This is a genomic window from Streptomyces sp. DH37 (assembly GCF_029813835.1).
In the GTDB taxonomy this organism is placed as follows: Bacteria; Actinomycetota; Actinomycetes; order Streptomycetales; family Streptomycetaceae; genus Streptomyces.
In genome coordinates this window covers 1-13,843 of sequence record NZ_JARVKV010000049.1, presented here as the reverse complement: position 1 = coordinate 13,843, position 13,843 = coordinate 1, and the positions used below count along the sequence as shown (strand labels likewise).

Annotated in this window: 13 protein-coding genes; 6 read left to right on the top strand and 7 right to left on the bottom strand. The window is 74.7% G+C overall.

Translation table 11 applies throughout. The annotated features are described in order from the left end of the window. Positions 1 to 790: 790 nt before the first annotated feature. The gene (locus QC029_RS21710) at positions 791 to 1,336 is read right to left on the bottom strand and encodes an anti-sigma regulatory factor (protein ID WP_279557411.1); all 546 of its coding nucleotides are present in this window, start codon (positions 1,334 to 1,336) and stop codon (positions 791 to 793) included. A 219-nt stretch (positions 1,337 to 1,555) separates the two neighbouring features. Here QC029_RS21710 and QC029_RS21705 point away from each other — a divergent pair, with 219 nt between their 5' ends. Next, the gene (locus tag QC029_RS21705) at positions 1,556 to 2,926 is read left to right on the top strand and encodes a sporulation protein (RefSeq protein ID WP_279557410.1); all 1,371 of its coding nucleotides are present in this window, start codon (positions 1,556 to 1,558) and stop codon (positions 2,924 to 2,926) included. A gap of 22 nt (positions 2,927 to 2,948) precedes the next feature. On the opposite strand, the gene QC029_RS21700 is transcribed toward QC029_RS21705, so the two are convergent. The 3 genes from QC029_RS21700 to QC029_RS21690 all read right to left on the bottom strand — a co-directional run bounded on the left by QC029_RS21700 (position 2,949) and on the right by QC029_RS21690 (position 6,006). After that, positions 2,949 to 3,869: a phosphotransferase enzyme family protein gene (locus QC029_RS21700; RefSeq protein ID WP_279557409.1), complete on the bottom strand. Its 921-nt coding sequence runs from the start codon at positions 3,867 to 3,869 to the stop codon at positions 2,949 to 2,951. Between the two features lie 123 nt (positions 3,870 to 3,992). Beyond that, complete coding sequence (gene msrA, locus QC029_RS21695) at positions 3,993 to 4,688, bottom strand: peptide-methionine (S)-S-oxide reductase MsrA (protein ID WP_279557408.1); 696 nt, start codon at positions 4,686 to 4,688, stop codon at positions 3,993 to 3,995. Between the two features lie 82 nt (positions 4,689 to 4,770). Next, positions 4,771 to 6,006 (bottom strand): hypothetical protein, encoded by a 1,236-nt coding sequence (locus tag QC029_RS21690; RefSeq protein ID WP_279557407.1) that lies wholly within the window; start codon positions 6,004 to 6,006, stop codon positions 4,771 to 4,773. Positions 6,007 to 6,044: 38 nt separating this feature from the next. Between QC029_RS21690 and QC029_RS21685 the strand changes: the two genes are divergently transcribed. Further along, complete coding sequence (locus QC029_RS21685) at positions 6,045 to 7,259, top strand: cystathionine gamma-synthase (RefSeq protein WP_279557406.1); 1,215 nt, start codon at positions 6,045 to 6,047, stop codon at positions 7,257 to 7,259. Between the two features lie 90 nt (positions 7,260 to 7,349). Here the strand turns inward: QC029_RS21685 and QC029_RS21680 are convergent, their stop codons facing one another. From QC029_RS21680 to QC029_RS21670, 3 genes are all read right to left on the bottom strand, one after another. Further along, entirely contained in the window at positions 7,350 to 8,159 is an 810-nt protein-coding gene (locus tag QC029_RS21680) for a rod shape-determining protein (protein ID WP_279557405.1), read from the bottom strand. Then, positions 8,156 to 8,509 (bottom strand): TraR/DksA family transcriptional regulator, encoded by a 354-nt coding sequence (locus QC029_RS21675; protein ID WP_279557404.1) that lies wholly within the window; start codon positions 8,507 to 8,509, stop codon positions 8,156 to 8,158. Before QC029_RS21675 ends, QC029_RS21680 begins: the two co-directional genes overlap by 4 nt. Before the next feature lie 142 nt (positions 8,510 to 8,651). Continuing rightward, positions 8,652 to 8,978: a TraR/DksA C4-type zinc finger protein gene (locus QC029_RS21670; RefSeq protein ID WP_279557403.1), complete on the bottom strand. Its 327-nt coding sequence runs from the start codon at positions 8,976 to 8,978 to the stop codon at positions 8,652 to 8,654. Positions 8,979 to 9,324: 346 nt separating this feature from the next. Between QC029_RS21670 and QC029_RS21665 the strand changes: the two genes are divergently transcribed. The 4 genes from QC029_RS21665 (at position 9,325) to secD (ending at position 13,818) form a co-directional block, all read left to right on the top strand. Beyond that, positions 9,325 to 10,317, top strand: coding sequence for a sensor histidine kinase (locus tag QC029_RS21665; protein WP_279557438.1), 993 nt, complete (start codon positions 9,325 to 9,327; stop codon positions 10,315 to 10,317). Then, on the top strand, positions 10,314 to 10,979 hold the full coding sequence (locus QC029_RS21660) for a response regulator transcription factor (protein ID WP_279557402.1): 666 nt from the start codon (positions 10,314 to 10,316) through the stop codon (positions 10,977 to 10,979). Before QC029_RS21665 ends, QC029_RS21660 begins: the two co-directional genes overlap by 4 nt. Positions 10,980 to 11,061: 82 nt before the next feature. Beyond that, a complete protein-coding gene (locus QC029_RS21655) occupies positions 11,062 to 11,448 on the top strand; it encodes a hypothetical protein (RefSeq protein WP_279557401.1) in 387 nt (128 codons plus the stop codon). A 63-nt stretch (positions 11,449 to 11,511) separates the two neighbouring features. After that, entirely contained in the window at positions 11,512 to 13,818 is a 2,307-nt protein-coding gene (gene secD, locus QC029_RS21650; protein ID WP_279557400.1) for a protein translocase subunit SecD, read from the top strand. Positions 13,819 to 13,843: the final 25 nt, after the last annotated feature.

Below are 13,843 nucleotides of genomic sequence, written 5' to 3'. Positions count from 1 at the left end.
GCCGAGTTGGTCGAGGGCACGCCGAAGTGCCCCGGTACCATCGGCACCGGGGTCCTCCGGGATCTCCGCCGGGCCACCCCAGCGCCTGCCAGGGTTGAGGGGGTGGCCCGGTTGTGTCGTCTGTGGTGGTGCGGTTCCGTCCCGACTCAGGGCGGCCGAGGACCTTCCAGCGGTGTGGCGCGGAAGCGGCTCGTGATGGTGGCCCGGAAGCCTGTGTGACCGGTGCGGCCCGCGTGGCGCAGGCACCACAGCTCAGAGGTTCGCTTGTCGGCGGACGGCCCCGAGGTGGCGTCACACGTCGTGCACGCCGCTTCGTAGGCCGGGGTGCCGTTGTCCAGGTCGATACTCAGGGACCAGTGCACGAACCGCATCCGTGAGCGGACGGTCATCGGCGCGTCTCCCGGTCGGCCCGCCGCACCGGCACGTTCGCGCCCGTGCGGAGCCGTAAGGCCGGACCGCGCTTGAAAATGAAGGTCACGGTCGGGCCGCAGGAGCCGTACGGCTGTCTGCGTACTGCTTTGACCTCCTGCCACTGGCCCTGTGCTCGGACCAGGTCGCCCCGACGTACCAGCGCTGCCAGCATCGGTATCCCTTCCGCTCTTCGCTGTGTGTCGTGCCGGGCGGCTCCCCGAGGAGGGACGGGGGACCCCATCCACCGGGAAGCCGCCCACCGCGCCGGAGCAAGGCCAGTCAGTCTCCGGGCGGTCTCCGAGGACGCCACCCGGACCCATGAGCACCCATCGGGGTCCGGCTGCCTGTGACGTCTGCGGAGTCTGTGAGGGGCCGGTCATCAGCCGGCCCCGCCGCTCAGGTCGAAGCGGCAGAAGACGCTCTTGCCGCCGCTGTCCCGAGGCGCCCACCAGGTCGCATCGGCGAGGTTCTGCACGATGAGCAGGCCGCGCCCGTGGTCCGGCAGCGTCATCTCGGACGGGACGGCGGAGGCCAGCGGATCGGGGAGGTCCCCGGTCGGCAGCATCGGCGGGGTGGAGTCCTGGTCGCAGACCTCCACGAACAACCACTTCGGCCAGGCCCGGAAGGCGACGGAGATGCGCCGCTCCCCGCCGAGCCCGTCCTGCCAGCCGTCCGGGGTGGCGTGGTGCACGGCGTTGCCGACCAGTTCCGAGACGCACAGCGTCACGTCGTCCGCCAGGTGCCGCAGCTCCCAGTCATCGAGCACCTCGGCCGCCGTACGACGCGCGACGTGCGCGGTGTCCGGCGACTCCGCATCGAGTATGACCGCGCGGAAGCGCTCGGCCGCCGCCAGCGACGCAGGCTCCAGGGGAGTGCGGCCCGCCGTCCGCAGGAACGGCTCATGTACTGCTTCGCGCGTCTCCATGGCGTACCCCTTCGACCCATCGGCGGGAGCGGCGCCCCGCCGTCGTGTGAGAACAGTCAAAGGCGGGTTTCACGCAGGTGGGAGTGATCGCCGAGGGGTCCATGTGCACGCCCGGGGGTTCACGGAGAGGCGGGGGGTTCACCAATGAACCCCCTGACCGCAGGAGCAATCCCCGTGTAACGATGGCCGCCTGACGCCTTCTCGGGAGGGCAGGGGAGCATGCGCAGGGAGCCGAATCACCGACTGGTCGCCGTCATGGCCGAGGCCGGAGCATCCAACAAGGGACTGGCCAGACGAGTACGGGACATCGCCGCACGGCGAGGCGTCCACCTCGGGACCACTCACGTTTCCGTCCAGCGCTGGTTGGACGGTGGCGGCATCCAGCCGCAGACGGCCGCATTCCTGGCGGAAGCGCTGAGCGAGAAGCTGGGGCGGAGGATCACGCCGTCCGATCTCGGGTTCACCGAGATGGCACCGGCCGCGCCCGCCGGGAACGCCGGCTACGCGCACTCGCTGTCCGAAGCGCTCGGTCACCTGGACACCCTCACCCAGTTCCGCCCCGAGGACGCCCAAACCGGCGCGGACCTGTTACCCGAGGGCGACGTCAACTCGGCCGTCCTGTCGTGGCTGGTCTCCCGAGCGGACGGACTCACCGCCGACGCCCCCGGCGCCCGCCGTGTCGGCATGCGGGACGTGGCCGCCATGCGGACGGCCGCGGAGATGTTCATGCACCTCGACTTCAAGTTCGGGGGCGGACACGGACACAAGGCGCTGCGCCACTACTTCCGCGAGGACGTCCTCCCGCTGCTCGGCGCCAGCTACAGCGAGCGTGTGGGCAAGGCCCTCTTCGAGGCCGCGACGGAGATCGCGCAGCTTCTCGCGTGGACCGCGTACGACACCGGCAACCACACCCTGGCCAACCGCTACATGATCGCCACCTTGCGGCTCACCCAGGTCATCGACGACCGGATGATGGGCGCCCGCATCCTCACCAACATGAGCCACCAGGCCAACTACCTCGGCCAGGCGCCCCGCGCCGTCCAGCTCGCCCGCGCATCGCTCGAAGGCGGCCGGGGACGGGCCACACCGCGCGCCATGGCCCTGTTCGCCGCCCACGAGGCCCGTGCCTTGTCCACCGCGCAGGACCGCACGGCAGCGGCCCGCGCCATGAACGAGGCCGAGCGGTACTTCGAGCGGGCCGACACCGCCAACGACCCCGACTGGCTGTCCTACATGGACGAGGCCGAGCTGTACGGGGAGTTCTGCCACTGCTTCCGCGATTTGGGCCAGGGCGCCGAGGCCGTGCGCTTCGCCGAACGCGCCGTCGCCATCACCGATCCGAAGTACGCCCGCACACTCGGGTTCTGCCGGATGGTGCTCGCCCAGAGCCAGTTGCTCAACGGCGAGCTGGAAGCAGCCGTGGACACGGCGACGCTGGCCGTCGAGGACGGGGACGCGCTCCAGTCGGCCCGCTTCCTGCGGTACGTCACCGACTTCCAGCGCGAGGTGTCCGCGTACGCCCAGAACCCCGCCGTCCAGCGCTTCAACGAGCAGGTGCGCGACGCCCTGGCCGAGCTGGACGACGAGTAGCGCGACGAGGACGGTCGGCCGGTCAGCCCGGCTGCCAGTTCCGGGGCGCGTCATCGTCCCGCAGGGACGCGATGCGCCGTGCATACTCCTCGGCCACCGCAGGTCCCTCGGCGATGTTCTGCATGAGCCAGGTCGTCATCTGGAACTCTTGAATGCCACGCAGGACCGGAAAGCCTTCCCAGTCCCGCAGGTCCCGGCCGTACGCCCCGACGAACGCCGCGTACTGCTCCGCCGTCTGCCACCCCAGGCTGTGGTGCTCGGTGGCGGTGACCATCAGGTCCCACTCCGGATGGTCGTGGCTGAAGTTCTCGAAGTCGATCAGGAGCGTCCGGCCGCCGGAGTCCACCATGAGGTTCTGCACGTGGGCATCACCGTGGACCGGTCCCCTGGGGGAGTCGAAGCGCAGCTCTGCCAGCCGGTCGCGCAGCTCACGGCCCCGCTTGCGCAGGAACTCCCGGTCGTCCTCCGGTATCCCCGCCGCCTTCTCGACCCGCAGGTCGGTACGGCCGAAGGCGTCGTAGGCAGGCAGCTCCAGGCCGGCGGGGAGCCGCATCGCGTGCAGGTCCCGCAGCAGGCCGCCCAGCTCCCCGTAGGTGGGTTTCCGGTCGCCCTCCTCGATCAGGTGCCAGAAGGTCACCGGGCGGCCGGCGACGACCACCGGCTGTTCCAGGTCGTCCACGGTGCGCGCGGCCGGGAAGCCCTCCTCGGCCAGCCAGCGCGAGACCGCCACCTCTCTGCGCACCGAGGGCAGGTAGTCGGTGGACCGCGCGATGCGCACGATCACCGGATGCGCCGCCAGCCGGAAGAGGGCGTTCTCTCCGAAGCGGATCAACCGCGCGCCGTCGCTGTCGAGTCCGGCGGACCGGCAGGCCGCAGCCATCACCCGGGCGGCCCCCTCCGACGTGAACCCCTCTTCCGACTCCCGTGCAGCGTCGGACGGCATGCCGAACCAACTCCCCAAGGTCGTGACTGGCCGCGCGCCGCCGAGGCAGACGACGGCACGCAGCGGACATCAGCCCGACCGTACCCAGAGAGAAGCAGCCACGACGAGGACAGGGCGTGTCGGTCAGCCGTCGGCCGGAGCGATGCCGGTCGGGCAGGAGCGGCCCCAGTTCGTCTCCGACGGGGCACTTAGCTTGACGCCCGTGCCGCCGATGCCGCAGTAGCCGGCGGGGTTCTTGTCCAGGTACTGCTGGTGGTACGCCTCCGCCGGGTAGAAGGGGCCGGCCGGGAGGATCTCCGTGGTGATCTCGCCGTAGCCGGAGGAGGTCAGCACCGGCTGGTACGCGTCGCGCGACGCCTTCGCCGCGGCCTCCTGCTCGGCGGAGTGGGTGTAGACCGCCGAGCGGTACTGGGTGCCCACGTCGTTGCCCTGGCGGAAGCCCTGGGTGGGGTCGTGGGACTCCCAGAAGAGCCTCAGCAGGTCCTCGTAGGCGACCTTCGACGGGTCGAAGACGACGCGGACGGCCTCGGTGTGCCCGGTCAGGCCCGAGCAGACCTCCTCGTACGTCGGGTTCTCGGTGTGGCCGCCCTGGTAGCCCGCCAGGGTGGTCCACACCCCGTCCGTCTGCCAGAACTTGCGCTCCGCGCCCCAGAAGCAGCCCAGGCCGAAGTCGGCCACCTCCAGGCCCTCCGGATACGGGCCCAGCAGGGGGTTGCCCAGGACCGTGTGGGTCTCCGGGACGGTGTAGGGGCGCTCCGGGCGGCCCCTGAGGGCCTCCTCCGGGGTGGGGAGGGACTTCTTGAAGTGGCCGAACAGCATGGTCAACTCTCCTCGTGGCCTCGGCGGGCCTCGTGGGCCCGGTGCCGCCTGGTGGGTCCGCCCGGTGCGTCCCCCTTACGCCTCAGCGCTCCGGCGGGGTGTGCGCCGCGCCGCCGCCCAGGCTCTCGTAGCCGGCGACCGCCAGGGCGCGGTACGCCGCGTACTCCGCCGCCGGGTCGCCGCCGTCGACCCAGGGCAGCGCACCGACATAACCATCGACGGCCCGCACCTGTTCCACGGCCTCCGCGTACCGCTCGGCGCGCACCAGGAAGCACAGCAGCAGGTGGCGCACGTGCGGGGCGACGGGGTGGCCGGCGGGGGCGTGGTGCAGGGCGTACAGGGCGCCCGCGATCGCCTGCTCGACGACGGCGCTCTGGTAGAGGCCGCGCACCATGTTGGCCTCCGGCAGGTGGTCGTAGACCGCGAAGAGCGGCAGGGCCGGGAGCAGGCTGCCCTCGGGGGCCTCGCCCGCCGCGCGCTGCGCGAAGGCGTAGGCGTCCTCCTTGGAACCGTGGCCCCGGGCGGACCAGTACGGCAGCGCCACCAGGTGCGCGCCCATGTGGTGCGGGGCCCGCCTGCGCACCTCCTCCCACAGCGCCTCGAACTCGGGGCGGCGCACGCCCAGCGCGCGGGCGGCGAACAGCTCGGTGATGTACGCGGTGGGGTCGGCCGGGGCCAGCCGGATCGCCTCGCGGGCGATCTCGCGGGCCTCCTCCAGGATGATCCGCCGGTCGGCCGAGCCGGTGTCGCCCAGCGCCTGCCAGACCAGGAACTGCGCGTACACCTGCGCGCAGCCCGCGTCGCGCGGGGAGGAGGTGCGCCAGTCCCGCAGCCAGCGCGCGTCGGCGGAGGGGGCCGGGGCCTGCGGCCGGTCCTTGGAGAGGGAGTGGGCGCGCGCCGGGGCGTCTTCCTGCGCGGGCTCCTGTGCGGCCTCCCGCGCGGCTCCCGGCGCGGGCTCCTGCGCGGGCGCGGGCGCCGTGCGCGACCGCGCCAGCTCCACGGCCGCCGCGCCCGCCAGCGACTGCACGCGCTGCCAGCGCAGTTCCCACTCGTCGCCGGTCAGCGCGAGCAGCCGGGCGACGGGCCGCCAGTCCTGGGTCCGCTGGGTCTCCTCCAGCGCCTCGATCAGCTCCCGGTCGGGGCCGGGCAGCCGGACGTCGAGCCGCTCGGGCGGCACGAGGCCGTAGCGGTCCGGATCGCCGGCGGCCCGGACGGCGAGTCCCCCGGAGTCCCGCAGTTCGCGGCGGCGGCGGACCGCGGGCACGATGAGCAGCCCGATGACGGCGGCGGTGGCGATGAGGAACAGCAGGGCTTCCATGCCTCCACCGTACGGCCCGCGGGGCTAGGCTCGTGGCCATGAACGACCAGCACGCAGCGCGCGACGCGGCGCAGAACGCGGCACATGACGCGGCCCATGACGCGGCACGGCCCCCGGCACAGCACTTCGAGACCCTCGCCATCCACGCCGGACAGGAACCCGACGCGGTGACCGGGGCGGTGGTGCCGCCGATCCACCAGGTGTCGACGTTCAAACAGGACGGGGTCGGCGGGCTGCGCGGCGGCTACGAGTACAGCCGCAGCGCCAACCCGACCCGCACCGCCCTGGAGGAGAACCTCGCCGCACTGGAGGGCGGCCGGCGCGGGCTGGCCTTCGCCTCCGGACTGGCCGCCGAGGACTGCCTGCTGAGGACCCTGCTGTCGCCCGGCGACCACGTCGTCATCCCCAACGACGCCTACGGCGGCACCTTCCGGCTCTTCGCCAGGGTCGCCGAGCGGTGGGGCGTGGAGTGGGACGTCGCGGACTCCGCCGACCCGGAGGCCGTACGCGCCGCGCTGCGCCCGCGCACCAGGGCGGTGTGGGTGGAGACCCCGTCCAACCCGCTGCTGGGCATCGCCGACATCGCCGCCCTCGCCGACGTGGCCCGGACGGCGGGCGCCCGTCTGGTGGTGGACAACACCTTCGCCAGCCCCTACCTCCAGCAGCCGCTCGCGCTCGGCGCGGACGTCGTGGTGCACTCCACGACCAAGTACATGGGCGGCCACTCCGACGTCGTCGGCGGCGCGCTGGTCACCGCCGACGACGCCCTCGGCGACGAACTGGCCTTCCACCAGAACGCGATGGGCGCCATCGCCGGGCCGTTCGACTCCTGGCTGGTGATGCGCGGCGTCAAGACGCTCGCGGTGCGGATGGACCGGCACTGCGCCAACGCCGCGCGGATCACCGAACTGCTCGTCTCCCACCCGAAGGTCGCCCAGGTGTACTACCCAGGGCTGGAGACGCACCCCGGGCACGAGGTGGCGGCCAAGCAGATGCGCGACTTCGGCGGCATGGTCTCCTTCCGGGTCGCCGGGGGCGAGGAGGCGGCGGTCGAGGTGTGCAACCGGGCGCAGCTCTTCACGCTCGGCGAGTCGCTGGGCGGGGTGGAGTCCCTGATCGAGCACCCGGGCCGGATGACGCACGCCTCGGCGGCGGGCTCGGCGCTGGAGGTGCCGTCGGACCTGGTGCGGCTGTCGGTCGGCATCGAGGCCGTCGACGACCTGGTGGCGGACCTGGCGCAGGCGCTGGGCTGAGCGGGCCCGGACGGAACGGGACCGGACGGAGCCGGGCCGAGCAGGACCGGACGGGCGGGGACCGCGGCGGGCGCCGCGGTCCCCGCCGTCTCATGCGGGACCGGTGAGCGAGGGGTGGCGGCGGGCCGCCGACAGCGCCGCGGCGGCGCCGCGCACGGCGGCGGTGTGCGGGGCGGGCGCGGGCCGGACGGGGGTGAGCAGCCGCCGGGCCAGCCGGTGGACGACGTCCGGGCGCCGGGCGCCGCCGCCCGACAGCAGCAGGCCGCCCTCCAGCGCGTCGAGCGTCCGGGCGGTCGGGTCGTCGCGCAGCAGATCGGTCACCGTCTCCACGACCGCGTCGGCGAGGGCGGCCGCGGTGGTGGACCCGCCGATGTCGGCGGAGCCCAGGGGGATGCGGCGGGCGGCGGCCACGGCGCCGTCCTCCAGCAGCGCGACCTCGGTGAGCCGGGCCCCGACGTCCGTGACGAGCAGCGGCCGGGTCTGGTCGGCGCCCGTGACCAGCGCGACGGCCCGGACCCCGTCGACGGTCAGGACCGCGCGGGGCCGCAGGACCTCCAGGGCGGCGAGCGCGGCGGCGCGGTCGCCGTCGCCGCACAGCACGGGGGTGGTGAGGACGACCACGGGGCGGTGGCCGGAGCGGGGGACGTACCCGTCCAGCAGCCGGCCGAGCAGCCGCGCGGCGCCCTCGGCGTCGACGACCGCGCCGCGCCGGACGGGGGAGGAGCCGCCGGGGCCGGCGGCGGACGCGGTGGGGACGTCGGCGACCAGACCGCGCCCGGGCAGCCACGCCCGGGTGCGGGCGCTGCCCAGGTCGATCGCCAGGCCCGGGTGCGGGCGGCGCACCGGCCGCGCCCGGTCGCGCAGGGGCGGCAGCGGCGGCGGAAGGGGAGGTGGCGTCACCGGCCCGCCTCCCCGGCCCGGCGGCAGTGGGCGCAGTACCGGGCCTGCGGGACGATCTCCAGCAGCCGCGCGGGGATGGGGCGGGCGCACTGCAGGCAGACGCCGTACCGGCCCCGGTCCATCCGCTCCAGGGCGGCCTCCACGTCGGCGAGGACCATCCGGGCGGACTCCGCGATCCGGGCCTCGACCTCGGCCCGGCCGCGCCCGGCGGGGGAGCCGGGCCGTGGACGGCCGGACTCCCGCAGCTGGTCGAGCCGGAACCGGCGCTGCTCCTCCAGGTCCTCGCGCAGCGCGGCCAGCTCCCGGGGGGTGAGGCCGGCGCCGTGGACACCGGTGGCCTGGTCGTTCAATGCTTCACGTCCTCGTACGGGCGCGGGGGCACGCGGGGATACGGCGCGGGGATACGGCGGGGGAACAGCAGGAGAGACAGCAGGGATACGGGAGGGGGTGCGGCGGGGGCGCGGGCGAGTGGTGTCCGCGCCCCCCGCGCCGTCAGGCGGAGCGCTGCCGGCAGCCGACGCAGCTGCGCGTGTACGGCAGGATCTCCAGCCGTCCGGCGGGGATGGCGCTGCCGCACCCCTCGCAGGTCCCGTAGGTGCCGTCGTCCAGCCGGGCGAACGCCAGGTCGATCTCCTCCAGCACCCAGCGGACGGCGGCCGCCTGGACCGCCAGCAGATCCGCGGACGCCTGGTCCGCGCCCTCCTCGACGGCGGTGAGCTGGGAGAGCCGGGAGTTGCGTTCGTGCTCCAGACGCAGGCGGACGTCGTGCGCCGTGAGGCGTTCGGGAGGGTCCTCGGAGCGGGCCGCGTCGATCGTCATCGCGGTCGTGTTCCTTCCGGGCAGAGGGATGCGGACGGCATACGGGAGGGCGCGCGGCCCCGCCGTGGCGAGGGGCCGCGCGCCCCTGTGCCCCCACCATGGACGGCGCACCGGCCGCGGTCCATCGGTGGCGCCACCCATTCCCGGGCGGGGGCGGGGTGTACGCGGCGCGTGGGGGAGGGGCCGGGGCCCCGGCCGCACGGCCGGGAGCGGGTGCCGCCACCGCTCGACCGCGGCGGCCCCGCCGCGGCGGACCGGCGCGGCACGACCCGGGGCGACGGAGACCGGACCGCGCGGGTGGCGGATAGTGGTGGGGACACAGGTGATCGAGGAGGTCGTGCACGCCGTGTCCCTGTTCTGGCGGATCTTCGGGCTCAACGCCCTGGTGCTCGGCGCGGCCACGGCGCTGCTGCTGTGGGCGCCGGTGACCGTCTCGGTGCCGGTGCTGGCCACCGAGGCGGTCGTCCTGGTCACCGGTCTGGCCGTGATGCTGGTGGCCAACGCCGCCCTGCTGCGCGTCGGCCTGGCCCCGCTGGAGAGGCTGACCCGCCTGATGACCACGGTCGACCTGCTCCGGCCCGGCCACCGGCTGCCGGTGGCCGGACACGGCGGGGTGGCCGACCTGATCCGGACCTTCAACGCCATGCTCGACCGGCTGGAGGCCGAGCGCGCCACCAGCAGCGCCCGCGTGCTGTCGGCGCAGGAGGCCGAGCGGCGCCGCATCGCCCAGGAGCTCCACGACGAGGTCGGCCAGAGCATGACGGCCGTGCTGCTGGAGCTGAAGCGGGCGGCGGACCACACCCCCGACCGGGAACTGCGCGCGGAGCTCCGGCACGCCCAGGAGACCACCCGGGGCAGCCTGGACGAGGTGAGGCGGCTGGCCCGCAGGCTGCGTCCCGGCGTCCTGGAGGACCTCGGCCTGGTCAGCGCCCTGACCGCGCTGGCCGCCGACTACGCCACCCACACCGGGCTGGTGGTGCGCCGCCGCTTCGACACCGCCCTGCCGCCGCTGGACCGGGAGCGGGAGCTGGTCCTGTACCGCGTCGCCCAGGAGAGCCTGACCAACGTCGCCCGCCACGCGGACGCCGGGAGCGTGGAGCTGCGGCTGCGGCGCACCGCCGGCGGCGTGGAGCTGAGCGTGGACGACGACGGCCGGGGGATCGGCCCCGCCCGCGAGGGCGCCGGGATCCGCGGCATGCGGGAGCGCGCGCTGCTCGTCGGCGCCGGTCTGGACATCGGCCCGGCCCCGGGCGGCGGCACTCGGGTGCGGCTGGCGGTTCCCGTGGCCGGCCCGCCCGAGGCCGGTACGGCCACCACAGGAGAGGAGGCGTCCGTATGAAGGCGCCGGAGCCCGCCGTGACCCGCATCCTGCTCGCCGACGACCACGCGCTGGTCCGCCGGGGGGTGCGCCTCATCCTCGACGGCGAACCGGACCTGCGCGTCGTCGCCGAGGCCGGGGACGGCGCCGAGGCCGTCGCCGCGGCCCGCGAACACCCCGCGGACCTGGCCGTCCTCGACGTCGCCATGCCCCGTATGACCGGGCTGCAGGCGGCCCGCGAGCTGTCCGCCCGCCACCCCGGGCTGCGCATCCTGATCCTGTCGATGTACGACAACGAGCAGTACCTCTTCGAGGCGCTCAAGGCCGGGGCCTCGGGATACGTGCTGAAGTCCGTCGCCGACCGCGACCTGGTCGAGGCGTGCCGCGCGGCGATGCGCGGCGAGCCGTTCCTCTACCCGGGCGCGGTCACCGCGCTGATCCGCAGCTACCTCGACCGCGTCCGGCAGGGCGGTGACCTGCCCGAACGGGTGCTCACCGCGCGGGAGGAGGAGGTACTGAAGCTGGTCGCCGAGGGCCACTCCTCGAAGGAGATCGCCGAGACACTGGTCATCAGCGTCAAGACCGTGGAACGGCACCGTGCGAACATGCTGCACAAGCTCGGGCTGCGCGACCGCCTGGAGCTGACCCGCTACGCGATCCGCGCGGGACTGATCGAGCCCTGAGCCCGGGGCCGTGTCCGCGGGGGACGCGACCGGGCGCGGAGGGCGCGGGGGAGCACCGGAGAGGACCGGAGGAGGAGGCGGCATGGCCCAGCGGACCACCGCGTCCCGCGCCGCTCCGGTCCGGGCGCTCCTGGCGGTGGCGGTCCTCCTCCTCGGCGCCCTGGCGGCCGGCGCGGCCTCCGCCGCGGAGCCGCCGCACACCGCGCCGCCCACCGACGCCCGCACCGACCCCCACACCGCCGGCGCGCCCTGCGCGGCCGGCTGCGACCGCGTCCCCCTGCTGCACCGGGACTCCGCGGCCGAGCGGCACGCGCCGCACCCCGCCGGCGCCGCCCTGCCGGCCCGCGCCCACCTCGCCCGGCCCCCGGCGGGCATACGACTCTCCGCCCTCCCGCCGGAGACCGCCGGCCACCTCCCGCACACCGCACGCCACCCGGGCCGGGCCCCGCCACCTCCGCCAGGCAGCTGACGTCCCCCGTCGTCCCACCGCCGCGGCCGGCATCCCGCCGCGGCGCCCTGCTGGAGGCATTCCTTGAAACGCGCCACCCTGGTGCGGGCGGTCCTCGCCCTCGCCGTGATCGCCCTGTCCGCCTACCTGACGGTCACCTCGTCCCCCCGGCTCGGCCTCGACCTGCGCGGCGGCACCCAGATCGTGCTGGAGACCCGCGACTCGCCCACCACCGAGGCCGACCGCGAGGCCACCGACCGCACCCTGGAGGTGCTGCGCCGCCGCGTCGACGCGCTCGGCGTCGCCGAACCGGGCATCACCCGGTCCGGGGACAACCGGATCATCGTCGAGCTGCCCGGCCTGCAGGACCCGCGCGAGGCCGCCGACGTCCTCGGCCGCACCGCCCAGCTCTCCTTCCACCCCGTCCTCGGCGCCGCCGCCCCCGGGGAGGAGGCGAAGGAGGGCGAACGCGTCCTGCCCGACGACTCCGGGCAGCGGCTGCGGCTGGGCCCCACCCGGCTGACCGGGGCGGAGGTGGAGGACGCCGCGGCCGCCATCGACCAGCAGTCCGGCGGCGGCTGGTACGTCACCGTCGACCTGCGGGGCAGGGGCAAGGACGCCTGGGCCGAGCTGACCGGCCAGGCCGCCTGCTCACCGCCCGGCGACCCCGCGCGGCGGGTCGCCATCGTCCTGGACGACGAGATCATCTCCGCGCCGCAGGTCGATCCCTCGGTCGCCTGCGAGACCGGCATCACCGGCGGGTCCACCCAGATCACCGGCAACTTCAGCCAGGAGGAGGCCAAGGAGCTGGCCCTGCTCATCGACGGCGGCGCCCTGCCGGTGCCGGTGGAGATCATCGAGCAGCGCACCGTCGGCCCGACCCTGGGCGAGGAGGCCATCGAGGCCAGCGCCTGGGCCGCGGTCATCGGCACGGCGCTGACCGCGCTGTTCATCATCGCCGTCTACCGTCTGCTGGGCGCCCTCGCCGCCGTGGCCCTGGCCTGCTACGGGCTCATCTCCTACGCCGCGCTGGTCGCGCTCGGCGCCACCCTCACCCTGCCGGGCCTGGCCGGTTTCGTGCTGGCGATCGGCATGGCCGTGGACGCCAACGTCCTCGTCTTCGAACGGGCCCGCGAGGAGTACGCCGCCCGCCGCGGCAGGGGGCTGCGCACTGCCCTGACGGAGGGCTTCCGCAAGGCCCTCAGCGCCATCGCCGACTCCAACGTCACCACGCTGCTGGCCGCCGGGCTGCTGTTCTTCTTCGCCTCCGGGCCGGTGCGCGGCTTCGGCGTGACCCTGTCCATCGGCGTGCTCGCCTCCATGGTCAGCGCCCTGCTGATCACCCGGGTGCTCGCCGAGTTCGCCGTCTCCCGGGGCGCGGTGCGCCGGCGGCCGAGGATCACCGGCATCGCCGGCGTGGGCCGGGTGCGGGAGTGGATCACCCGACGCGAGCCGGACCTGATGCGCCGGCGGCGGCGCTGGCTGGCCGTCTCGCTGGCCGCCGTCGTCCTGGCCGGCTCGGGCATCGCGGTGCGCGGGCTGGACTTCGGGGTGGAGTTCACCGGCGGACGTCTGATCGAGTACTCCACCGCCTCGCCCGTCGACCCCGAACGGGCCCGCTCGGCGCTGGCGGACGCGGGCTTCCCCCGCGCCGTCGTCCAGTCCTCCGGGGACGGCGACATCACGGTGCGCACCGACGAGCTGTCCAACGCCGAGGCCGTCGAGGTGGCCGAGACGATCGAGGAGCTGGGCGGGGAGACGGAGAAGGTCCGCGACGAGCTGATCGGCCCCAGCCTCGGGGACGAGCTGCGCAGGGGCGCCCTGATCGCCCTCGGGGTCGCGCTGGCCGCCCAGATGCTCTACCTGGCGATCCGCTTCCGCTGGACCTTCTCGGTGGGGGCGGTGCTGGCGATGGCCCACGACGTGCTCATCCTCGTCGGGATCTTCGCCTGGCTCGGCAAGCCGGTCGACGGGGTGTTCCTGGCCGCCCTGCTCACCGTGATCGGCTACTCGGTCAACGACTCGGTGGTGGTCTTCGACCGGATCCGCGAGCTGTGGGGCGCCGCGGGCAGGACGCCCTTCGCCCGGGTCGCCAACACCGCGATCATCCAGACCGTGCCCCGCACCGTGAACACCGGCATGGGCGCGCTGTTCATCCTGGCCACGCTCGCCCTGCTCGGCGGCGACACCCTGACCGACTTCGCCCTCGCGCTGCTGATCGGCATCGTCGTGGGCACCTGGTCCTCGATGTTCACCGCGACACCCGTCGCCATCGAGCTGGAGGCGCGCAGCAGCGCGCCGCCGCCCCGGCCCGCGAGGCGGAAGTCCCCGGCGGGCGGTTCCCGGCGGTGGGACGGACGGGCGCCCGGCGACAGCGGCGCCCAGGTCTGACGGGAGGGGTGCTCCCGGGCCGGAC

Bases quoted from the DNA above. Each gene is read 5' to 3' on its own strand.
- QC029_RS21710 (WP_279557411.1), bottom strand. From the start codon at position 1,336: ATGGAGACGCGCGAAGCAGTACATGAGCCGTTCCTGCGGACGGCGGGC.
- QC029_RS21705 (WP_279557410.1), top strand. From the start codon at position 1,556: ATGCGCAGGGAGCCGAATCACCGACTGGTCGCCGTCATGGCCGAGGCC.
- QC029_RS21700 (WP_279557409.1), bottom strand. From the start codon at position 3,869: ATGCCGTCCGACGCTGCACGGGAGTCGGAAGAGGGGTTCACGTCGGAG.
- msrA (WP_279557408.1), bottom strand. From the start codon at position 4,688: ATGCTGTTCGGCCACTTCAAGAAGTCCCTCCCCACCCCGGAGGAGGCC.
- QC029_RS21690 (WP_279557407.1), bottom strand. From the start codon at position 6,006: ATGGAAGCCCTGCTGTTCCTCATCGCCACCGCCGCCGTCATCGGGCTG.
- QC029_RS21685 (WP_279557406.1), top strand. From the start codon at position 6,045: ATGAACGACCAGCACGCAGCGCGCGACGCGGCGCAGAACGCGGCACAT.
- QC029_RS21670 (WP_279557403.1), bottom strand. From the start codon at position 8,978: ATGACGATCGACGCGGCCCGCTCCGAGGACCCTCCCGAACGCCTCACG.
- QC029_RS21660 (WP_279557402.1), top strand. From the start codon at position 10,314: ATGAAGGCGCCGGAGCCCGCCGTGACCCGCATCCTGCTCGCCGACGAC.
- QC029_RS21655 (WP_279557401.1), top strand. From the start codon at position 11,062: ATGGCCCAGCGGACCACCGCGTCCCGCGCCGCTCCGGTCCGGGCGCTC.